This is a genomic window from Streptomyces sp. NPDC003035, from assembly GCF_042888285.1.
Lineage (GTDB): Bacteria > Actinomycetota > Actinomycetes > Streptomycetales > Streptomycetaceae > Streptomyces.
Map to the genome: position 1 here is coordinate 63,635 of NZ_JBIAPJ010000001.1, position 21,648 is coordinate 85,282.

Annotated in this window: 15 protein-coding genes and 1 pseudogene; 12 read left to right on the plus strand and 4 right to left on the minus strand. The window is 70.9% G+C overall.

Features of this window, described 5'->3' with window-relative positions:
- Window positions 1–146 precede the first annotated feature (146 nt).
- Entirely contained in the window at window positions 147–1,322 is a 1,176-nt protein-coding gene (locus ACFYV5_RS00290) for a hypothetical protein (RefSeq protein ID WP_355106102.1), read from the minus strand.
- A gap of 320 nt (window positions 1,323–1,642) precedes the next feature.
- Between ACFYV5_RS00290 and ACFYV5_RS00295 the strand changes: the two genes are divergently transcribed.
- From ACFYV5_RS00295 to ACFYV5_RS00315, 5 genes are all read left to right on the plus strand, one after another.
- Entirely contained in the window at window positions 1,643–3,115 is a 1,473-nt protein-coding gene (locus tag ACFYV5_RS00295; RefSeq protein ID WP_389162508.1) for a diaminobutyrate--2-oxoglutarate transaminase family protein, read from the plus strand.
- 38 nt (window positions 3,116–3,153) lie between these two features.
- Complete coding sequence (locus ACFYV5_RS00300; RefSeq protein ID WP_389162511.1) at window positions 3,154–5,037, plus strand: IucA/IucC family protein; 1,884 nt, start codon at window positions 3,154–3,156, stop codon at window positions 5,035–5,037.
- 95 nt (window positions 5,038–5,132) lie between these two features.
- Window positions 5,133–5,900, plus strand: coding sequence for a GNAT family N-acetyltransferase (locus ACFYV5_RS00305; RefSeq protein ID WP_389164980.1), 768 nt, complete (start codon window positions 5,133–5,135; stop codon window positions 5,898–5,900).
- A gap of 61 nt (window positions 5,901–5,961) precedes the next feature.
- On the plus strand, window positions 5,962–7,809 hold the full coding sequence (locus ACFYV5_RS00310) for an IucA/IucC family protein (RefSeq protein ID WP_389162514.1): 1,848 nt from the start codon (window positions 5,962–5,964) through the stop codon (window positions 7,807–7,809).
- Between the two features lie 37 nt (window positions 7,810–7,846).
- The gene (locus ACFYV5_RS00315) at window positions 7,847–9,820 is read left to right on the plus strand and encodes an ATP-dependent DNA helicase (protein WP_389162517.1); all 1,974 of its coding nucleotides are present in this window, start codon (window positions 7,847–7,849) and stop codon (window positions 9,818–9,820) included.
- A gap of 110 nt (window positions 9,821–9,930) precedes the next feature.
- Here ACFYV5_RS00315 and lexA read toward each other — a convergent pair whose 3' ends face one another.
- Window positions 9,931–10,728, minus strand: a complete 798-nt coding sequence (gene lexA / locus ACFYV5_RS00320; RefSeq protein WP_137992887.1) for a transcriptional repressor LexA — start codon at window positions 10,726–10,728, stop codon at window positions 9,931–9,933.
- 479 nt (window positions 10,729–11,207) lie between these two features.
- Here lexA and nrdR point away from each other — a divergent pair, with 479 nt between their 5' ends.
- Both nrdR and ACFYV5_RS00330 read left to right on the plus strand, forming a co-directional pair.
- Entirely contained in the window at window positions 11,208–11,720 is a 513-nt protein-coding gene (gene nrdR / locus ACFYV5_RS00325; RefSeq protein ID WP_355106114.1) for a transcriptional regulator NrdR, read from the plus strand.
- Window positions 11,721–11,877: 157 nt separating this feature from the next.
- The gene (locus ACFYV5_RS00330; protein ID WP_389162523.1) at window positions 11,878–14,766 is read left to right on the plus strand and encodes a vitamin B12-dependent ribonucleotide reductase; all 2,889 of its coding nucleotides are present in this window, start codon (window positions 11,878–11,880) and stop codon (window positions 14,764–14,766) included.
- Between the two features lie 517 nt (window positions 14,767–15,283).
- Here ACFYV5_RS00330 and ACFYV5_RS00335 read toward each other — a convergent pair.
- Complete coding sequence (locus ACFYV5_RS00335; protein ID WP_389162526.1) at window positions 15,284–15,862, minus strand: TerD family protein; 579 nt, start codon at window positions 15,860–15,862, stop codon at window positions 15,284–15,286.
- 122 nt (window positions 15,863–15,984) lie between these two features.
- Between ACFYV5_RS00335 and ACFYV5_RS00340 the strand changes: the two genes are divergently transcribed.
- Complete coding sequence (locus ACFYV5_RS00340; RefSeq protein ID WP_355106124.1) at window positions 15,985–16,590, plus strand: YdbC family protein; 606 nt, start codon at window positions 15,985–15,987, stop codon at window positions 16,588–16,590.
- Here the strand turns inward: ACFYV5_RS00340 and ACFYV5_RS00345 are convergent.
- A pseudogene (locus tag ACFYV5_RS00345) lies at window positions 16,591–17,124 on the minus strand (TetR-like C-terminal domain-containing protein); the annotation flags it as partial.
- A gap of 101 nt (window positions 17,125–17,225) precedes the next feature.
- On the opposite strand from ACFYV5_RS00345, the gene ACFYV5_RS00350 reads away from it, so the two are divergent.
- From ACFYV5_RS00350 to ACFYV5_RS00365, 4 genes are all read left to right on the plus strand, one after another.
- Complete coding sequence (locus tag ACFYV5_RS00350) at window positions 17,226–17,957, plus strand: ATP-binding cassette domain-containing protein (protein WP_389162529.1); 732 nt, start codon at window positions 17,226–17,228, stop codon at window positions 17,955–17,957.
- A gap of 33 nt (window positions 17,958–17,990) precedes the next feature.
- The gene (locus ACFYV5_RS00355; protein ID WP_389162533.1) at window positions 17,991–18,674 is read left to right on the plus strand and encodes a histidine phosphatase family protein; all 684 of its coding nucleotides are present in this window, start codon (window positions 17,991–17,993) and stop codon (window positions 18,672–18,674) included.
- On the plus strand, window positions 18,664–19,575 hold the full coding sequence (locus ACFYV5_RS00360) for an ADP-ribosylglycohydrolase family protein (protein ID WP_389162534.1): 912 nt from the start codon (window positions 18,664–18,666) through the stop codon (window positions 19,573–19,575). The genes ACFYV5_RS00355 and ACFYV5_RS00360 overlap by 11 nt, the downstream gene beginning before the upstream one ends.
- 546 nt (window positions 19,576–20,121) lie before the next feature.
- Complete coding sequence (locus ACFYV5_RS00365) at window positions 20,122–21,570, plus strand: DUF4153 domain-containing protein (protein ID WP_389162537.1); 1,449 nt, start codon at window positions 20,122–20,124, stop codon at window positions 21,568–21,570.
- Window positions 21,571–21,648 lie beyond the last annotated feature (78 nt).

A 21,648-nucleotide genomic window follows, 5' to 3' on the forward strand; every position in this document is an offset into this window, starting at 1 on the left:
GATCCCCCAGATGATGATTCCCGCGTCCGGCCCTCGCCGGGACCTGAGGTCAGGGCTGGTTGCCATGGACGCGTCACTTGCGGTGCACAGTATGCCCGTAGGACGGGGCGGGACCCCGCAGGGTCCCGCCCCGTCGACCGAGCCGCCTAGCGGCCGGCGAACTTCTTGCTGACCTCGTCGTAGATGCCCTTCGCCTCGGTGCCCAGGCGCGGACCGGCGAGCCAGCCGGCCGTCACCGGCCCGATGGAGGTGTTGGACACCAGTGCCGGCTTGCCGTCCTGGCCCGCGGCCACCCAGCCGCCACCGGACGAACCACCGGTCATCGTGCAGCCGATGCGGTACATCGTGGGCTGCTCGACCTTCAGCGACAGACGGCCCGGCTTGTCCGTGCACTGGTACATCTTCTGGCCGTCGAACGGCGGGCCCGCCGGGTAGCCGGTCGCCGTCATGCTCGCGATCTTCGGCACCGCGGGAGCGTTGAACTCCACGGGAAGCGCCGAACCCACCGTCTCCTCCAGCGACTTGCCCGTGCTGCCCTTCTCCGGCGTCACATGGATCACCGCGAAGTCGTACGCGGCGCCCTGACCACCGGTCGCCGCGCCCTGGGAGATCCACTGCTCGGACGTCTGCGCCCAGTCGCCCCACCACACGCCGTACGGAGCGACCTGCTCACGCGTCGCGTTCTCCAGCTGCGCGGTCGGCAGCGCGCGGTCGTTGTACGAGGGGACGAACGCGATGTTGCGGTACCAGCCGCCCTTCTTGCCGGCGTGCACGCAGTGACCCGCGGTCCAGACCATGTTGGACTTCCCCGGGTTGGCCGGGTCCTTCACGACCGTGGCCGAGCAGACCATCGAACCCTCGGGGCCGTCGAAGAACACCTTGCCCGCCTCGGGGGCGTTGGCGTGGTACGGCGTCGGTACGCCCTTCGCCTTGACCCGCGCGGGAGTCGGGTCGGTGACCCCCTCGTCACCCGAGATGTCCTCCTCCTCGACCGGCTTGTCCGGGCGCTGCGCGTCCCGCATCCGGTCCGGGTCCCAGAGGTCCTCGATGATCGGGTTGACGTAGTCCTTCGCCTCACGCAGCCACTTGTCGCGGTCCCAGTTCTTCCACTCGCCGTTCCTCCACTTGTCCAGGTCGATCCCGTGCTCCTTGAGCCGGTCCTTGAGATCGTCCGGAATCGTGATCTTGTCGGCGGTGGACGGGCTCGCGGGAGCGCTGGGCTTGTCTCCCGCGTTCTCCTCGGTCGGGCCGCAGGCCGTCGCCGTCAGCGTCAACGCCGCGACGGCGGCTGCCGCGGCAAGCAGCGGACGAATCGATCGCATCTCGTGATCCCCCTGGGACTACGTCAACTTGTGCATGAGTGAACGGTGATGGCGCCGTGACCGGCGCCGATGTGCGCCCCCACTATGCCGGTGCCGGAGGGGACGGTGCTCGGCAGGTCCACGGTTCCGCCCTCCGTCCGGCCGTTGCCGGGTCGTGATCCCAGCCGCTCCAAGGATCTTGCGATTCCGCCGTGATCCTTGGCAGCCCTCGTCGTTGGTACGTACGGGGGACCCGGAGGAAGCGTTCAGCTGCACCGCTCGCGCGGTGGAGCAACGTACCGATGTGCAACGCAACCGTTACAGCGGGAGGACACCGAGCCGTGGCCGTGACCGAACCAGCTCCGGCCGTACCGTCGGCCGCGCATGCGCACCACGGGGAGCGGAGAGCCGGCGAGGGGGGTGTCCTCGAGGGCATTCTGCGCCGCCAGTCGCTGCGGGAATCGGCCGCGCGCACATACGCGCGCTCCCTTCCGATCGTTCCCGTACGAGCCAGGGGACTGACCATCGAGGGCGCGGACGGCCGGCGTTACCTGGACTGCCTGTCCGGCGCCGGGACCCTGGCGCTCGGACACAACCACCCGGTGGTCCTCGAGGCCATCAAGAAGGTCCTCGACTCCGGAGCCCCCCTCCACGTCCTCGACCTCGCCACCCCGGTCAAGGACGCCTTCACCACAGAGCTGTTCGCCACGCTGCCTGCCGGACTCGCCCGCGACGCGCGGATCCAGTTCTGCGGACCGGCGGGCACAGATGCGGTCGAGGCCGCACTCAAACTCGTGCGCACGGCCACCGGGCGACGCGGACTGCTCAGCTTCACCGGTGCCTACCACGGCATGACGGCCGGGGCTCTCGACGCCTCGGGCGGCGCGACGGACGTGCGCGTCACCCGGCTGCCGTACCCTCAGAACTACCGCTGCCCCTTCGGCGTCGGCGGCGAGCGGGGAGCCGAACTGGCCGCGCGCTGGACGGAGAACCTCCTCGACGACCCCAAGAGCGGGGTTGCCGCCCCCGCCGCCATGATCCTCGAACCCGTCCAGGGCGAGGGCGGCGTCACCCCCGCCCCCGACGCCTGGCTGCGCCGGATGCGGGAGATCACCGCGGCCCGCTCCATCCCGCTCATCGCCGACGAGGTCCAGACGGGCGTCGGACGCACCGGTGCCTTCTGGGCCGTGGAGCACAGCGGCATCGTCCCCGACGTCATGGTCCTCTCCAAAGCCATCGGCGGCTCCCTCCCGCTCGCGGTCATCGTCTACAAGTCCGAGCTCGACGCCTGGGAGCCAGGCGCCCACGCGGGCACCTTCCGCGGCAACCAGCTCGCCATGGCGGCCGGAGCCGCCACCCTCGCGTACGTACGGGAGAACCGGCTCGCCGCCCGCGCGGCCACCCTCGGCGCCCGGATGCTCGGACGGCTCGAGGGCTTGGCCGCCGCCCACCCCTGCGTCGGCGACGTGCGGGGCCGCGGGCTGATGATCGGCGTCGAGCTGGTCGACCCGGACTCCGCGGACCCGGCCGCCCTCGGTGGCTCCGCCCCACCGGCCGACCCTGTACTCGCGGCGGCCGTCCAGCGGGCATGCCTCGACCGCGGCCTCATCGTCGAACTCGGCGGCCGCCACTCGGGAGTCGTACGCCTCCTTCCCCCGCTCACCCTCACCGACGAGCAGGCCGAAGCCGTCCTCGACCGCTTCGCCGACGCCCTGGCCGCCGCCGAACGCACCCACCGCGCGGGCCCGCCCGCGCCCGGCACGCGCCCCCGGAACGACACCGGACCGACCGGACCGATCGGACCGTCCCACTGATCCCGGACCGCATCCGGACACCCTCACAAGGAAGCCCCGTGAACGCCAGCCCCGCCTCCGAAGCGTCCGACGCCGGCAGCGCCGCCCTCAGCCCGCTCACCGTCGAGCAGGCCACCGTCCCCCGCCAGCACTCCGGCCCGTACGACCCCCAGCCCACGCTCGCCCCGCAGGCGCCCGCGGCAGCGGGCGGCGCGGCGAGCCGGCCGGACCACCTCGACGATCCGGACGCACGGCGTGCCGCCGACACCGCGACCATCGAGAACCTGCTGCGCTGCTGGGTACGCGAGAAGAACCTTCCCGCCCCCGAGGCCGCGACCCTCCGCATCCCCCTCGCAGCCAGCGGCACCGCCCTCCTCGTCCCCGTCCACTACTGGTCGCCGACGGGATGGCACCGCTTCGGCGCTCCCACGCTCGAAGGACTGCATCCCACGGCCCCCACAGTCGACGCCGTCACCGTCGCTGCCCTCCTCAGCCGCGAGACGGGCCGCCCCGAAGGAACCGAACTCGTCGGCCGCGTCGCCGACTCGACCCGCCGCACCGCCGAGTTCATCGCCGACCGCCGCCGCCGCCCCACCCCCGGTCCAGACGTCGACCTCTTCCTCACCGCCGAGCAGTCCCTGCTGCTCGGCCACCCGCTCCACCCCACTCCCAAGAGCCGCGAAGGACTCTCCGAGGCAGAGGGCCGGCTCTACTCGCCCGAGCTCTACGGCTCCTTCCCGCTGCACTGGATGGCCGTCGACCACACGATCCTCGCCTCCGACTCCGCCTGGACCGAACAGGGACGTCCGGTCTCCGCCGCCCAGCTCGCCACCGGCCTCGCCGAAGGGCTCGAACTGCCCGCCGGTACCGTGCCGTTGCCCCTCCACCCCTGGCAGGCGCGTGAGCTGTCCCACCGCCCCGCCGTCGCCGCCCTCCTCGACGCCGGCCTTCTCCATGACCTCGGCCCCCACGGCGCCGCCTGGCACCCCACCTCCTCCGTCCGCACCGTGCACCGGCCCGGCGCCCGCACGATGCTCAAGCTCTCCCTCGGCGTACGCATCACCAACTCCCGCCGCGAGAACCTCCGCAAGGAACTCCACCGCGGCGTCGAGGTCCACCGGCTCCTGCGCACCGGGCTCGTCGACCAGTGGCAGGCCGCTCACCCCGGTTTCGACATCGTCCGCGACCCTGCCTGGCTCGCGGTCGACACCCCAGCCGGTGAACCCGTCCCCGGCATCGACGTCATGATCCGCCACAACCCCTTCACCGCCACGGACGACGCCGTCTGCATCGCGGCCCTCACCGCCCCCCGCCCCTGGCCCGGCAGCCCGCGGATGCGCTCCCGCCTCGCCGACCTCGTCACCCGCCTCGCCGCCCGCACCGGCCGTCCCACCACGGCCGTCGCCGCCGAGTGGTTCCTGCGCTACCTCGACCAGGTCGTCCGCCCCGTGCTCTGGCTCGACGGCGTCGCGGGCGTCGCCCTCGAGGCCCACCAGCAGAACACCCTGGTGCTCCTCGACGCCGACGGCTGGCCGGTCGGCGGCCGCTACCGCGACAATCAGGGCTACTACTTCCGCGAGTCCCGCCGCGACGAGCTGGAAAGCCGCCTCCCCGGCATCGGAGCCGCCAGCGACACCTTCGTCTCCGACCAGGTCACCGACGAGCGCTTCGCCTATTACCTCGGGATCAACAACGTCCTGGGCCTCATCGGCGCCTTCGGCGCCCAGCACCTCGCCGACGAACGCGTCCTGCTCGCCGGCTTCCGCCAATTCCTCACCTCCGCCACCGGACTCGGCTCCCCGCTGCCGCACCGGCTCCTGGAGGCCGCGACCCTGCGCTGCAAGGCCAACCTCCTCACCCGTCTGCACGGCCTCGATGAACTCGTCGGACCCGTCGACACCCAGTCCGTCTACGTCACCATCACCAACCCCCTTCGCTCCTGAGGAAGCACCCCACCACCGCCCAGCCACGCCCCGACCGCACCCGACCGCGCGGCCGAATGAACGCGACCGACCGAACCGCCGAGAGGAGCGCCACCATCTCTCCCACCGATGCGAGCGCCGACACGGGAACTGATACGGGGACCGATAGGGGCACGGACATGGGCACCACCGCCCCTGGAGCCGTCGCCCGCTCCCTGTCCGACACGGGCGGCGAGGACACCCTCGACCTGCACCTCCCGGCCGAGCTCGTCGCCCTGTTCGCGACCGGCCACGGCACGACCCCCATGGACGGCGACCTCCTCGACGAGGTCGGCACCTGGGGCCCGACCGACACTCCGGCCGGCTCCTTCCACCTCGTACCCGTGCGGATAGAACGGGACCTGGCGCTCGTCACCCGCTGGATGAACGACCCGGCCGTGGCCGCCTTCTGGGAGCTCGCGGGCCCGGAGACGGTGACCGAGTCCCACATCGGCGCCCAGCTCGGCGGCGACGGCCGCAGTGTCCCCTGCCTCGGAGTCCTCGACTCCACGCCGATGAGCTACTTCGAGATCTACCGCGCCGACCTGGACCCGCTCGCCCGGCACTATCCCGCCCGGCCCCACGACACCGGCATCCACCTCCTCCTCGGCAGCGTCGCCGACCGCGGCCGCGGAGTCGGCACCACGCTGCTGCGAGCCGTCGCCGATCTCGTACTCGACCACCGGCCCCGCTGCACCCGGGTCATCGCCGAACCCGACCTTCGCAACACCCCCTCCGTCTCAGCCTTCCTCAGCGCCGGCTTCCGCTTCTCAGTGGAAGTCGACCTTCCTGACAAACGAGCCGCCCTCATGGTCCGCGACCGCGCCCTTCGCCACGTCCTGTGAACGCCTCCCTGCCTTACATACACCGCTCGACCCACAGCGGTTCCCACCCCGAGGAGTCCCCGTGCCGTCGTCCCCTGCCACCCAAGACTCCGCACTGCTCGCGCCCCCCGAGCTGACCACCGCGGCCTGGACCAGGGCCGCCGCCCGCCTGCTCGCCAAGACCGTCGGGGAGTTCGCGTACGAGGAGATCATCGAGCCCGTCCTCCTCGACCCGGCGACCGACACGACCACCGACTCCGCGGCCGCCGCCGACCCCGCGGCCGCCACCACGCGCGGGCCCGAGCGCTACCTCCTCCGCCTCGACGACGGTTCGGCACTGACCTTCTCGGCCCGCCGCGGGGCGTACGGAAGCTGGCGGGTCGCACCCGACTCCCTCGCCCTCGACGGGCAGCCGGTGACGGACCCCCTCGACTTCCTCGTCCGGTCCCGCGGGCTCCTCCGCCTCGACGGCGCCACTCTCGGCCATCTCATCCGCGAGCTCACCACCACCCTCGCCGCAGATGCCCGCCTCGACCGGACGGCTCTGACGGCCGACCGGCTGGCCGACCTCGCTTACGCCGAACTCGAAGGGCATCAGACCGGTCACCCGTGGCTCGTCCTCAACAAGGGGCGGATCGGTTTCTCCGCGACCGACGCGGCCCGGTGGGCTCCCGAGGCCCGCAGCGCGACCCGTCTCCCATGGATCGCGGTGAGCACCGACCTCGCCGCCTACCGTGGAGTCCCCGGCCTCGACACCCCGGACCGGCTCTACGCACGTGAGCTCGACGCCGACACCCGCGCGACCTTCCGCACCACGCTGCAAGCGCGCGGACTCGACCCCGAGACGTACCTCCTCCTGCCGGTACACCCCTGGCAGTGGGACGAGATCGTCCTGCCGCTCTACGCCCCCGCCGTCGCCGCCGGAACCATCGTGCCGCTGCCGGCCGACGGGGACCTGCGGGTGCCACAGCAGTCGATCCGTACGTTCCTCAACACGAGCCGGCCCGACCGGCACACCGTGAAGCTTCCGCTGTCGATCCTCAACACCCTGGTCTGGCGTGGCCTCCCCACGGAACGGACCCTCGCGGCCCCCGCCGTCACCTCCTGGGTCCACGGGCTGCGCGACGCCGACCCGTTCCTGCGCGACGAGTGCGGAGTGATCCTTCTCGGCGAGGTCGCCTCCGTCACGGTCGAGCACCCCCTCTACGACCGGCTGCCCGAGGTCCCGTACCAGTACAAGGAACTCCTCGGAGCGATCTGGCGCGAACCGCTCAGGCTCCCGGCCGACGAGCGCGCCCGTACGCTCGCCTCCCTGCTCCACACCGATCCGAACGGCCGGGCGTTCGTCGCCGAACTGGTCGAGCGCTCCGGGCTCGCCCCCGCCGTCTGGCTCCAGCACCTCTTCGCGGCCCTGCTGCCGCCGCTGTTGCACTTCCTCTACCAGTACGGCACCGTGTTCTCCCCGCACGGCGAGAACGCCATCGTCGTCTACGACGACCACGACGTCCCCGTACGGCTGGCGATCAAGGACTTCGTCGACGACATCAACATCAGCGACCGGCCGCTGCCCGAACACGACGCGATGCCGGACGACGTCCGGTCCGTCCTGCTCACGGAGAAGCCCGGCTTCCTCACCCAGTTCATCCATTCAGGGCTCTTCGTCGGCGTCTTCCGCTATCTGGCCCCGCTCTGCGAGGAGCAACTCGCGGTGCCGGAGGGAGATTTCTGGGCACTGGTGCGCGCCGAGATCCTGCGCCACCAGGCCCGCTTCCCCGAGCTGAAGGAACGGTTCGAGCTCTTCGATCTCCTCACGCCCCGGATCGAGCGACTCTGTCTCAACCGGAACCGTCTGCACCTCGACGGCTATCGCGACCGCCCTCAGCGGCCCCATGCCGCCGTCCACGGGACGGTCCCGAATCCGCTCGCGTGATCAGACTGTCAGTGCCGCGCCGTAGGCTGGACGAGCTATGACGAAGCCATCCCTCCCCGACCTCCTCCACGCCGCCGTCTCCGCCGTCGGCGGTGTGGAGCGCCCCGGCCAGGTCACCATGGCCGAAGCGGTGGCCGAGGCCATCGACGACAGCTCCCACCTCCTCGTCCAGGCCGGCACCGGCACCGGAAAGTCCCTCGGCTATCTGGTGCCGGCGCTGGCGCACGGTGAGCGCGTGGTCGTGGCCACGGCCACACTGGCGCTTCAGCGGCAGCTGGTCGAGCGCGATCTTCCGCGTACGGTCGAGGCGCTGCACCCACAGCTGCGCCGGCGCCCGGAGTTCGCCATGCTCAAGGGGCGGTCGAACTATCTGTGCCTGCACCGGCTCCACGAGGGCGTACCCCAGGACGAGGAGGACGGCCTCTTCGATCCCTTCGAGGCCGCGGCCCCCACGAGCAAGCTGGGCCAGGACCTGCTCCGGCTGCGGGACTGGTCCGACGAGACGGAGACCGGCGACCGGGACAACCTGACGCCGGGCGTCTCCGACCGGGCCTGGGCGCAGGTGTCGGTCTCCTCCCGGGAGTGCCTGGGAGCGAGCAAGTGCGCGTACGGGGCGGAGTGCTTCGCCGAGGCGGCGCGCGAGCGGGCCAAGCTCGCCGACGTCGTCGTCACCAACCACGCGCTGCTCGCCATCGACGCGATCGAGGGTGCTCCCGTGCTGCCCCAGCACGAGGTGCTGATCGTCGACGAGGCCCACGAGCTGGTCTCCCGGGTCACCGGCGTCGCCACCGGCGAGCTCACCCCCGGCCAGGTCAATCGCGCCGTCCGCCGTGCCTCGAAGCTGGTCGACGAGAAGGTCGCCGACCAGCTCCAGACCGCGGCCGAGGGCTTCGAGCGGCTGATGGAGCTGGCCCTGCCGGGGCGGCTGGAGAAGATCCCGGAGGATCTGGCCTACGCGCTGATGGCGCTGCGTGACGCCTCTCGCGCCGTCATCACGGCGCTCGGCTCCACCCGCGACAAGTCCGTCCAGGACGAGGACGCCGTCCGTAAGCAGGCGATGGCCTCCGTGGAGACCGTCCATGGCGTCGCCGAGCGGATCACGCAGGGATCCGAGTACGACGTGGTCTGGTACGAGCGCCACGACCGCTTCGGAGCCTCCCTGCGCGTGGCGCCGCTCTCCGTGTCCGGGCTGCTGCGCGAGAAGCTCTTCGCGGACCGGTCCGTGGTGCTCACCTCGGCCACGCTCAAGCTCGGCGGTGACTTCAATGGGGTCGGAGCCTCCCTCGGCCTGGCCCCGGAGGGCACCCAGGGCGAGGACATTCCGGTGTGGAAGGGCATCGACGTCGGTTCGCCGTTCGACTACCCCAAGCAGGGAATCCTCTACGTCGCCAAGCATCTGGCACGTCCCGCGCGGGACGGCGACCGGGCGGACATGCTCGATGAGCTGACCGAGCTGATGCAGGCGGCCGGCGGCCGCACCCTCGGTCTGTTCTCCTCCATGCGTGCCGCTCAGCTCGCGGCCGAGGAGCTGCGCTCCCGCATCCCCGAGTTCCCGATCCTGCTCCAGGGCGAGGACACGCTCGGCGAGTTGATCAAGAACTTCTCCGCCGAACCGCAGACCTGTCTCTTCGGCACGCTCTCGCTCTGGCAGGGAGTGGATGTCCCGGGCGCCAGCTGCCAGCTGGTCGTGATGGACAAGATCCCGTTCCCGCGCCCCGACGACCCGCTGATGAGCGCCCGCCAGAAGGCCGTGGAGGACGCGGGCGGCAACGGCTTCATGGCCGTCGCAGCCACGCACGCGGCGCTGCTGATGGCGCAGGGCGCCGGGCGGCTCGTGCGGGCCACCGGGGACCGTGGCGTCGTCGCCGTCCTCGATCCGCGGCTCGCCACAGCCCGGTACGGCAGTTATCTGAAGGCTTCGCTGCCCGACTTCTGGTACACCACGGACCGTAATCAGGTGCGCAGATCTCTGGCGGCAATCGACGCCGCGTCGAAGGCGGCCGGAGTCTGAGTGAAGACGCCCAGGGCCCCGCCGTTTCGGCGGGGCCCTGGGGAGACATGGCAGGGCCCCGGGACCGGCGCAGTGGGTCCCGGGGCCCGGTCAGAGCCGGCGGGGTGGTGTCACACCCGCCGCAGTACCGCGACGACCTTGCCGAGGATGGTGGCCTCGTCACCAGGGATCGGCTGGTACGCCGCGTTGTGCGGCAGCAGCCAGACATGGCCGTCCTCGCGCTTGAAGCGCTTGACCGTCGCTTCGCCGTCGAGCATGGCCGCCACGATGTCGCCGTTCTCCGCGACCGGCTGACGACGCACGGTGACCCAGTCGCCGTCGCAGATCGCGGCTTCGATCATCGAGTCTCCGACGACCTTCAGGACGAACAGCTCGCCGTCGCCGACCAGCTGCCTGGGCAGCGGAAAGACATCCTCCACGGACTCCTCGGCGAGGATCGGGCCACCGGCGGCGATCCGGCCGACGAGCGGCACGTACGAGGCGGCGGGCTTGCCGGTGGTGTCCGTCGGCTGCGTGCTGGGCTGGTCGGAGCCGCGCACCTCGTAGGCCCGGGGCCGGTGCGGGTCGCGGCGCAGGAATCCCTTACGCTCCAGGGCCATCAGCTGGTGTGCCACCGAGGAGGTGCTGGAGAGGCCCACCGCCTGCCCGATCTCGCGCATCGACGGCGGGTAGCCGCGCCGCTGGACCGAGTCCCGGATGACCTCGATAACCCTCCGCTGGCGGTCCGTGAGGCCAGAGCTGTCCGCCCTGATCCCCGGAGGTCGCCCGGGCAACGAGCGCGCAGGTCGGCCTGGCTCCCCGTCCCCGTTCATGGCTGCGTCATTCATGGGCATGGCATGCACCGGCTCGAGTCGGCCCTGGGAGCGGTCCTGGGCAGTGATGGTGGCACTGTCTGCGGTGGTGGTCACGTCGGCGGCCCCTCTCGAATGGTCTCCCTGGCTGGCACAACGGTAGTGGCTTTCGAAAGGTTGCGCCAAACACACGTTCGAGTGAAAAACCGCAGATTGCCTTACGTGTGTGCGCAGGTGGGTGTATACGCGAGCCCGGGCGCCGGTGGCAATTCGGTCATTACGGTACCGTTCGCCATGGCGCCACGCGGGGGCGGGGGTGCCTTTCCAGTGTCGCATCCGGGGACCCGGAATCGGCGGAGCCGCGCGCTTCCCGTACGCTCGTGGCCGGTCGGGGATGCAGGGGACGCGCGACACGCGCGAAGTGCCGTAAAAGCGCCCCAACCCCAGATCTAGTGGTTGGATTGCATCTACCACCTACAAGTTGTGGTCCCCCGTCTGTCGGGGGTGCTCGCATCGCCTATGCTGGTGGTCGCTTCGAAGGGCCTGGACGGGCCCGGCGAGGCTATTCAGTCGTGCTGTGAGGGAGGGTCGGAACCATGCATTGCCCCTTCTGCAGGCACTCCGACAGCCGTGTCGTCGACAGTCGCACCACCGACGACGGGACGTCGATCCGACGCCGCCGCCAGTGCCCCGACTGCTCCCGTCGTTTCACGACGGTGGAGACCGCATCGCTGATGGTGATCAAGCGGTCCGGCGTGACCGAACCCTTCAGTCGTACCAAGGTCATCTCCGGCGTGCGCAAGGCGTGCCAGGGGCGGCCCGTGACCGAGGACGCCCTCGCCAAGCTCGGCCAGCGGGTCGAGGAGGCGGTGCGCGCCACCGGGAGTGCCGAGCTGACCACCCACGACGTGGGCCTGGCCATCCTCGGCCCGTTGCAGGAGCTCGACCTCGTCGCGTACCTGCGCTTCGCATCCGTTTACAAGGCTTTCGACAGCCTCGACGACTTCGAGGCCGCCATCGCGGAACTCCGCGAGCAACGGCCTCCCGCGGAGGACCGCGGGACCGGAGCGACCCCCGGGGTCCCCGTTCCCGCCACCGCCGCCGACTGACCGGCGGGTCGGACCCCGGTCCGGCCGGTCCGGCCACGAGCGGCCGAAAAGACGTGTCGCGAGTGCCCCGAGCGGGGCTCGCGACAGCAGACAAGAAGACGGTGCCCTGGGACTATCTGGGCACTTCAGGGTGTTTTGCCCGTATATGGGAGGCGGCATGACAGAGACGGCGAGCGGTCCGGCACGAGGTTCCCGAGCCAAGGGAGCCAAGGCGAGCAAGGGCCTGCGCATCGAGCGCATCCACACCACCCCCGGCGTGCATCCGTACGACGAGGTGGTCTGGGAGCGCCGTGACGTCGTCATGACCAACTGGCGCGACGGCTCGGTCAACTTCGAGCAGCGTGGCGTCGAGTTCCCCGACTTCTGGTCGGTGAACGCGGTCAACATCGTCACCAGCAAGTACTTCCGCGGGGCCGTCGGCACCCCGCAGCGCGAGACCGGTCTCAAGCAGCTCATCGACCGGATCGTGAAGACCTACACGAAGGCCGGCGAGGAGTACGACTACTTCGCCTCGCCCGCCGACGCCGAGATCTTCGAGCACGAGCTGGCCTACGCCCTCCTGCACCAGATCTTCAGCTTCAACTCCCCGGTGTGGTTCAACGTCGGCACGCCGCAGCCCCAGCAGGTCTCCGCCTGCTTCATCCTGTCCGTCGACGACTCCATGGAGTCGATCCTCGACTGGTACAAGGAAGAGGGCATGATCTTCAAGGGCGGCTCCGGCGCCGGCCTGAACCTCTCCCGCATCCGCTCCTCCAAGGAGCTGCTCTCCTCCGGCGGCAACGCCTCCGGCCCGGTCTCCTTCATGCGCGGCGCCGACGCCTCGGCAGGAACGATCAAGTCCGGTGGCGCCACCCGCCGCGCGGCCAAGATGGTCATCCTCGACGTCGACCACCCCGACATCGAGGACTTCATCCAGACCAAGGTCAAGGAGGAGGAGAAGATCCGCGCCCTGCGTGACGCGGGCTTCGACATGGACCTGGGCGGCGACGACATCACGTCCGTCCAGTACCAGAACGCCAACAACTCGGTCCGCGTGAACGACACGTTCATGAAGGCGGTCGAGCAGGGCGGCAAGTTCGGCCTGACGTCCCGTATGACCGGCGAGGTCATCGAGGAGGTCGACGCCAAGGCGCTGTTCCGCAAGATGGCCGAGGCCGCGTGGGCCTGTGCCGACCCGGGCATCCAGTACGACGACACGATCAACCGCTGGCACACCTGCCCCGAGTCCGGCCGCATCAACGGCTCGAACCCGTGCAGCGAGTACATGCACCTGGACAACACGTCCTGCAACCTCGCCTCGCTGAACCTGATGAAGTTCCTCAAGGACGACGGCAAGGGCAACCAGTCGTTCGACTCCGAGCGCTTCGCCAAGGTCGTCGAGCTCGTCATCACCGCGATGGACATCTCCATCTGCTTCGCCGACTTCCCCACCCAGAAGATCGGTGAGAACACCCGCGCCTTCCGCCAGCTCGGCATCGGCTACGCCAACCTCGGCGCCCTGTTGATGGCGACCGGCCACGCGTACGACTCCGACGGCGGCCGCGCCCTGGCCGGTGCCATCACTTCGTTGATGACCGGCACTTCGTACAAGCGCTCCGCCGAGCTCGCCGCGGTCGTCGGCCCGTACGACGGCTACGCCCGCAACGCCGAGCCGCACCAGCGCGTCATGAAGCAGCACGCCGACGCCAACACCGCGGCCGTCCGCATGGACGATCTCGACTCGCCGATCTGGGCCGCCGCCACGGAGGCCTGGCAGGACGTGATCCGCCTCGGTGCCAAGAACGGCTTCCGCAACGCGCAGGCCTCGGTCATCGCCCCTACCGGCACCATCGGTCTCGCGATGTCCTGCGACACCACCGGCCTCGAGCCCGACCTCGCCCTGGTCAAGTTCAAGAAGCTGGTCGGCGGCGGCTCGATGCAGATCGTCAACGGCACCGTCCCGCAGGCCCTGCGCCGCCTGGGCTACCAGGAGGAGCAGATCGAGGCGATCGTCGCCCACATCGCCGAGCACGGCAATGTGATCGACGCCCCCGGCCTGAAGACCGAGCACTACGAGGTCTTCGACTGCGCCATGGGCGAGCGCTCCATCTCCGCGATGGGCCACGTCCGCATGATGGCCGCCATCCAGCCGTGGATCTCCGGCGCCCTCTCCAAGACCGTGAACCTGCCGGAGACGGCCACGGTCGAGGACGTCGAGGAGGTCTACTTCGAGGCCTGGAAGATGGGCGTCAAGGCGCTCGCCATCTACCGCGACAACTGCAAGGTCGGCCAGCCCCTCTCCGCCAAGAAGAAGGAGGCGGAGAAGGTCGAGGTCACCGCGAAGTCCGAGGCGACGATCCGCGAGGCCGTCGAGAAGGTCGTCGAGTACCGACCGGTCCGCAAGCGCCTCCCCAAGGGCCGCCCGGGGATCACCACCTCCTTCACGGTCGGTGGCGCCGAGGGGTACATGACCGCCAACTCCTACCCGGACGACGGTCTCGGCGAGGTCTTCCTGAAGATGTCCAAGCAGGGTTCCACGCTCGCGGGCATGATGGACGCCTTCTCCATCGCGGTCTCCGTCGGCCTGCAGTACGGCGTGCCCCTGGAGACGTACGTCTCGAAGTTCACCAACATGCGCTTCGAGCCGGCCGGCATGACGGACGACCCGGACGTGCGGATGGCGCAGTCGATCGTCGACTACATCTTCCGCCGCCTGGCGCTGGACTTCCTGCCCTTCGAGACCCGCTCCGCGCTCGGCATCCACTCGGCCGAGGAGCGTCAGCGTCACCTGGAGACGGGCTCTTACGAGCCCACCGAGGACGAGGTGGACGTCGAGGGCCTCGCCCAGTCCGCCCCGCGCCAGACGGAGACCCTGAAGGCCGTCGCGCCTGCCGCCAAGGCGGAGATCCCGGCCCCCAAGCAGGCGCACACCTCGGCGGAGCTCGTCGAGATGCAGCTGGGCATCAGCGCGGACGCCCCGCTGTGCTTCTCCTGCGGTACGAAGATGCAGCGGGCGGGCTCCTGCTACATCTGCGAGGGCTGCGGCTCGACCAGCGGCTGCAGCTGAACCGCTGAGCGGAATCGCGTCTGATGCGGCATTGAGCATCTCCTGACGGGGGCGCTGATCCGCACCTGAGAGAGGGTGCCGGCCAAAGGCCGGCACCCTCTCCGGCGTCTCGGATCTGCGACGGTCCAAGCCTTCGGGTACGTCGCCGGGAGGCCTGAGCGTTACTTCACGTTCGCGGTGCTCACTCAGTACCTGACGACGAAGCCTCCCGAGGCGGCGGGGTGCACTGCGCCGCAGCAGGAAGCGCTCCGGGCGACGTACCTCGAGGTGCTCGACCGAGAAGAGTGGACCAGGGCCGCGCGCGCCGGGCTCGCGGCGGATGACAACCGGATGCGATGGCTCGCCGACCACCGGGCGCCACAGGTGCGGCTGCGTGCGTTCCCCGGTCGAGAGCCGGGTGCCGAGGAATAGCGCACCCCAGGAGCCTGTGACCGACGAGCGGTGACCGACGAAGGGGGCCGGCCCGTGGCCGGTCCCCCTCGTGGTCGGTCGGTCGTCCGCCGCGGGCGCGGAACGCTCAGGCGTGCCGGGCGCCCATCAGCGTCGTGAAGGTCTGCGGGTCCGCGTCGTATCCACGGAGCACCGACCGGTACGACCAGCCGTCCTCGCCGTCGCGGGTGAACTCCACGACCGTCGCGGCCGTGGCCTCGGCGACGTCCTCGAAGTCGTGCTCGGCGAGGTTCGTGTAGCCCTCGCGGACCCGTACGCCGGTGTTGGTGATGTCGCCGAAGGTCAGCCGTCCGCCGCCCTGCTGTACCGCCACACCCACCACCACGCGCGCGTACCGGGGGGCGAGCCGGTTCAGTTCCAGGATCATGGCCTCGTCGTAGCCGAAGCCCTGTCCCGTACGGCTGTCCCGGGTGAGTGTGATCGTGCCGTCCGGGGAGCGGCTGTCGAAGTGCACCAGATAGGCGGGTGAGCCGTAGGGATCGTCCGTCGTGTACACCCCGGCGATGATGTCCAGGTCGTGCGCCGGGGCGCCGATCGGACTGGGGTCCCACTTGAGCGTCACCTCGGCCTTGCCGACCCCCTTGTTGAGTCCGCTCACCGTGAATTCCCTCCCTGTGCATACGACTCGCGCTGCTGGACCGGTCAACTGTCCTTGGTCTCGGACAGGTTGTTCATGGTGTCATGTGCGTTCGGTGTTCTCGCGATCATTGTGCGGTGCACTCCTTCGTAGTCTGACGGGGGCGATGTCCTGCCCCGTACGATGGCGCGGTGCTGGTCAAGTGGATTCGCTGCATCGTGGTGGACCGTCGGGGGTTCGAGCGGGGGCAGCGGAAATGGGCGGGGTTGCTCGGTGAGCCGGGATTCCGGGGGCAGGGCGGAGGTTGGAGCCGTGCCCGGCCGGACGTCGCCCATGTCTTCGCCTTCTGGGAGAGCCGCGCGTTCTACGACTCGTTCATGGCGCGCTCGCACGACCGGCTCGCCGCCGCGCAGGCGGGGACGTACAAGGACCTCCAGGCCAAGCTCTTCGACCACCGCTTCGACGTGAAGACGGGCTTCGAGCCGAAGTTCGCGGACGCCGACGTGGCACGGGTCGCGCACTGTCGCGTCCACGAGGACCGGGTCGAGCACTTCGCGCTGATGCAGGAGAAGGTGTGGAATCCGGCGATGGCCGGTTCCCCCGGGATGCTGCGCGGTCTGTTCGGCGAGGCGCCCGGGAACGAGTTCGTGGTGCTGTCGATGTGGCGGTCCGCCGCCGAGCACGGCAAGTACCGGGTCGAGCGCGTCGAGCGGCTCGGGCTGCGGGCCCAGACGGACGCCGACGTCGCGGCGTTGACGGGTGACGTGGTGCAGCTCGAGCCGTCCTGGACGGTCTGATCACTCTTCGGTGGCCGGGTCATGGTCGCCGGGCTCCGGCCGCCGCACGAACGCACCCGCGGCGACCGCGGCCCGCGTCGCTCGCGCCGCCTGGTCCGCGGTCGCGGTGTCGACCGGCTCGCGGGTGACGAACAGACGCAGGAACAGCGGCGCCGAGACGGCGCGGACTACCGCGCCGGCGTCCGTCCCCGAGGGCGCCTCGCCGCGGGCCGTTGCCCGCTCGACGACCACCTCGCAGCGCGCGAAGCGCTCGGTGTAGAAGCCACGCAGTGCTTCGGCGGCCCGCTCGGACTGGAATGCGGCGCCCACGAACGCGGTGGGGGCCGCCGCGGCGGCAGGGTCGGCGAAGGAGTCGACCACCTCGCGGGCCAAGGCCCGTAGATCACCCTCCAGGCTTCCGGTGTCGGGGGGTGTCCAGCTGTCCTCGCCCGCGAGATCGAGGGCGTCCGCGACGAGTCCCTCCAGGCTGCCCCAGCGGCGGTAGAGCGTCGTCTTGTGCACGCCGGAGTGTTCCGCCACGTATTCGACGGTGAGGGTACGAGGAGTGGTGCGCTGAGACCGCGCGGCTCAAGGCGTATGCCGCGACCACCGCGCACGGAGTCGCCGCCGGCCGCTCGATCAAGGACAACAACAAGATGGCCTACGACAGGGCCGGCGGCCGGGTCCAGGCATCCGTCTCCGGACGCGTGCGCAACGCCCAGGAGCGGCTGCGCCGTCTCCGCGCCGAACCGGTGGCCAAGCCTCCGCGCCCGCTCAGCTTCGTCGCGCGGCCCGTCGCCGGTGGCGCCGAGGGCGATCTGGTCACCCTGACCGGTGTGCGGGTCGCGGACCGCCTGACCGTCGACCACCTGACCGTCCGGGCAGGGGAGAAGCTCCTGATCCACGGGGGCAACGGCGCGGGCAAGTCCACCCTGCTGCGCGTCATGGTGGGCCTGGCCGAGCCGGAGGCGGGGGAGGTGCGCCGTCGCGGACGGATCGGATTCCTGGCCCAGGAGATACCGGCCCACCGGCCGGCGGAGCGCGTGCTGGCCGCCTTCGGTCGCGGGCTCGGGCTCGCCGAGGAGGAGCAGGCCGAACTGCTCCTCTCGTACGGACTGTTCCGCCCCGCGGACCTGCTCGTGCCGGTCGGCAGCCTCTCCGCGGGGCAGCGTCGCAGGCTCGTCCTGGCCCGTCTGCTGGCCCGGCCGGTCGACCTGCTGCTCCTGGACGAGCCGGCCAATCATCTCGCCCTCGGCCTCGTCGAAGAGCTGGAGGAGGCGCTGGAGAAGTGGACCGGGGCTCTGGTCGTGGTCTCCCACGACCGGCAGCTGCGCCGCCGCTTCACCGGCCGGATACGCCGGATGGACTCTGGACGCCTCCTCGGTTGAGCCCGGCCCGGAGGGGCGATCTAGGGTCGTGGCATGGCACGACCGCGGCGCATCGTTCTCGTACGGCACGGAGAGTCCGAGGGCAATGCCGACGACACGGTGTACGAACGGGAACCGGATCATGCGCTCAGGCTCACCGAGACGGGTCTGCGGCAGGCGGAGGAGACGGGGGAGCGGCTTCGGGAGCTGTTCGGGACGGAGAGGGTCAGCGTCTACGTGTCGCCGTACCGCCGCACGCACGAGACCTTCCGGGCGTTCCGGCTCGATCCCGGGCAGGTGCGCGTGCGCGAGGAACCGCGGCTGCGGGAGCAGGACTGGGGAAACTGGCAGGACAGGGACGACGTACGGCTGCAGAAGGCGTACCGCGACGCGTACGGGCACTTCTTCTACCGCTTCGCCCAGGGCGAGTCGGGGGCCGACGTCTACGACCGCGTCGGGGCGTTCCTGGAGAGTCTGTACCGCAGCTTCGAGGCGCCCGACCACCCGCCGAACGTGCTGCTGGTGACCCACGGACTGACCATGCGACTGTTCTGCATGCGCTGGTTCCACTGGACGGTCGCCGACTTCGAGTCGTTGTCCAATCCGGGCAACGCCGAGACGCGGACCCTCCTGCTCGGCGAGGACGGCCGCTACCACCTGGACCGGCCGTTCGAACGCTGGCGTACCCCCGAACCGTACGGCACCCACCGGATAGAGTGGCAGGGCGATGACCGCTGACTTCTCTCTCGACCGGCGCTTCGACCGCGCCCTGGCCAGCCTTCGTGGGCTGGCCGTGGGAGACGCCCTGGGCTCCCAGTTCTTCGTCCCCGCCAACTATCCGCTGCTCAAACGACGCGAAGTGCCGTCGGGACCGTGGCAGTGGACCGACGACACCGAGATGGCCTGCTCCGTTCTGGCCGTGCTCGCGCGGCACAACCGGATCGACCAGGACGCACTCGCGCAGGCGTTCGCCGAGCATCACGACTTCGACCGGGGCTACGGGCCCACGGTCAACCGGATGCTCCGGCTCATCAGGGAGGGCGGCGACTGGCGGGAGCTGGCCTCGGCGCTCTTCAACGGGCAGGGCTCGTGGGGGAACGGGGCCGCGATGAGGATCGCCCCGCTCGGCGCCTGGTACGCGGACGACCCTGAGCAGGCGACCCACCAGGCCGAGATCTCGGCGTACACGACGCACCAGCACCGCGAGGCCGTGGTCGGCACGATGGCTGTGGCCGCCGCGGCCGCGCTCGCCGCCGACCCGGCCGGTCCGCCCACGCCCACGGACCTGCTGGACGGCGTGATCGCGCTCGTGCCGCGCAGCGCCGTCGGCGCGGGGCTGCGCCGGGCCCGCGACATGCTCGACTACGGGGACCCGGGGACCGTGGCCGCGGTCCTGGGCAGCGGTCGGCGTACCAGCGCGCACGACACCGTGCCGTTCGCGCTCTGGTCGGCGGCCCGTGGCCTGGGCGACTTCGAGCGGGTCTTCTGGACGACCGCCCAGGTGGGCGGCGATGTCGACACCACTTGCGCGATCGCGGGTGGCGTCGTGGCCTCAGCCACGACCGGCGCGCCTCCCACGGCCTGGCTGGAGCAGACGGAGGAGCTGCCGGACTGGCTCCCGACCGCCGTACACCCCTGACGCCGGGCATCCGACGGCCAGGTGGCTCCGGCCCCGGCCGTCGGCGGGCGTGGCCTTCGACAGGCGCACAGCCGCCGGCATATGCCGCCGCCGGCCGCAGCGCGTGTCACGGTACTGCCACAGGGCCGGCCGGTCCGGGCCGAAGGCACGGAGGCACCGTTAGAGTCGGCCACTCCCAAGCGCTGATCATGAAGAGAGAGCGCCGACGAGACACCCGGGCGCAGCCTTCCGCCGTCATGGCCGCGCGCGCGTACCGGGTCGGGAGGGGGTCCCGTGTCCGACACACCGTCCGCACCACCACCGAAGGACAGCGCTCCGCCCGAGCCGACGTCCGCCACTCCGGCCACTGCGGCCCCTCCAGCCACCCCGGCGAAGCCGGCCGGTGCCGTACCGCCCGTACCGCCGCAGCATCGGGCACCGGCGTCCACCCAGTGGCCGGGAGGACACGGACCCCAGCATCCCTGGAGACCACCGGCGCCGCCCAGAGACAGCCTGCTCACACCGCTGCGCCCCGCCGCGCCGGCCCGGGCCACGTCCGCGACCCTCGTGGCGATCGCGGCCACCGCGCTCCTCAGCGCACTGCTGCTCGGCGATGGACTCGGCATCAATCTGGTCCTCGTGGCCGTCCCCGCGACCCTCGCCGCCGCCTTCGCCGCCCGAGCGGCGGGCCGCCGCCTTCGCCCCTGGACGCTGGTCTGGGCGATCGGAGGACTCGCCCTCCTCGGCGTACCCGCGCTGCGGGACGCCGGCTGGCCCACCTTCCTCGCGATCGTCTCCGCCCTCGTTCTGACCGCCTTCGCCCTGCACGGCGGCAAGGGCTGGCCCAGCATGTTGTTCTCGCCTTTTGGCCTGGTCGACTCGCTGGGCTCCGGTACCACCTGGGCCTGGCGAGGGCTGCGTGACCGCGCCGACGGCTCCCGCGGCCGCTGGGGCCCGGTCATGCGAACGGTCGGGGTGGCCGTCCTTCTGCTCGTCGTCTTCGGCGCGCTGTTCGCGGGAGCCGACGCCGCCTTCGCCGATCTGCTCGGCTCGCTCATGCCCGATGTCTCGCCGGCCCAGGTGCCGTGGCGGCTCTCGTTCTTCCTGCTCGGCCTGTTCGGCGCGGTCTCCCTCGCCCGTACGGCCGCCGCGCCGCTGCGCTGGGACCGCATGGTCATCCGTCCCGGCCGGGCGCGGGCACGGCTGGAGTGGGCGGCTCCGCTCATCGTCCTGAACCTGCTCTTCGCGGCCTTCAACGCCGTCCAACTCACCGTTCTCTTCGGCGGGTACGACAAGGTGCTCGAAGAGACCGACCTGACCTACTCCGCTTACGCACGCCAGGGCTTCTGGCAGCTCCTGATTGCCACCCTGCTCACCCTCGCGGTGATCGGCCTCGCCCTGCGGTGGGCGCCGCGTGCGGAGGCCCGCGACCGGACGCTCGTGCGGGCCGTGCTCGGCACCCTGTGTGTCCTCACGCTGGTCGTGGTCGCCTCCGCGCTGCGCAGGATGGACCTGTACGTGGACGCGTACGGGCTCACCCGGCTGCGTATCTCGGTGGCCGCCATGGAGATCTGGCTGGGGGTGGTCATCCTTTTGATCATGGCCGCGGGGATCTTCGGTGCCCGCCTGCTGCCCCGCGCGCTGGCCGCGAGTGCCGGCGCGGCCGTACTGGCCTTCGGTCTGGCCTCGCCGGACGCGATCGTCGCCGAGCGCAACGTCGAGCGGTACGAGCGTCTCGGAAAGATCGATGTCCCTTACCTCGAAGGGCTCTCGGCCGATGCCGTGCCCGCGCTCGACCGGCTCGGTGAGCCGCAACGTTCCTGCGCGCTGATGGACATCGACGCTCGGCTGCGTACCGACGACGGAGAGTGGTTCGCCACCAGCTGGTCGGAGGCGAGGGCCCGCTCGCTGCTTGCTGAGCGGGGGATCGAGCGGTCCCGCGCGGACTGCGACGGGCCCAGCAGGGAGAGCGAGTACGACCCGGACGCGGAGGGGGATCCGTACGGCGCCCCCTGAGTCCGGACGCCGCGTCGCACACCTGGAACGCCGGAGCCCTGCCCCTCCCTCGCTCGCTGGGGGAGGAGGCAGGTGAGG

What these genes read in the sequence shown, in the direction of transcription:
- ACFYV5_RS00290 (WP_355106102.1), bottom strand. Translation starts at nt 1,322, where the DNA reads ATGCGATCGATTCGTCCGCTGCTTGCCGCGGCAGCCGCCGTCGCGGCG.
- ACFYV5_RS00315 (WP_389162517.1), top strand. Translation starts at nt 7,847, where the DNA reads ATGACGAAGCCATCCCTCCCCGACCTCCTCCACGCCGCCGTCTCCGCC.
- nrdR (WP_355106114.1), top strand. Translation starts at nt 11,208, where the DNA reads ATGCATTGCCCCTTCTGCAGGCACTCCGACAGCCGTGTCGTCGACAGT.
- ACFYV5_RS00330 (WP_389162523.1), top strand. Translation starts at nt 11,878, where the DNA reads ATGACAGAGACGGCGAGCGGTCCGGCACGAGGTTCCCGAGCCAAGGGA.
- ACFYV5_RS00350 (WP_389162529.1), top strand. Translation starts at nt 17,226, where the DNA reads ATGGCCTACGACAGGGCCGGCGGCCGGGTCCAGGCATCCGTCTCCGGA.
- ACFYV5_RS00355 (WP_389162533.1), top strand. Translation starts at nt 17,991, where the DNA reads ATGGCACGACCGCGGCGCATCGTTCTCGTACGGCACGGAGAGTCCGAG.
- ACFYV5_RS00360 (WP_389162534.1), top strand. Translation starts at nt 18,664, where the DNA reads ATGACCGCTGACTTCTCTCTCGACCGGCGCTTCGACCGCGCCCTGGCC.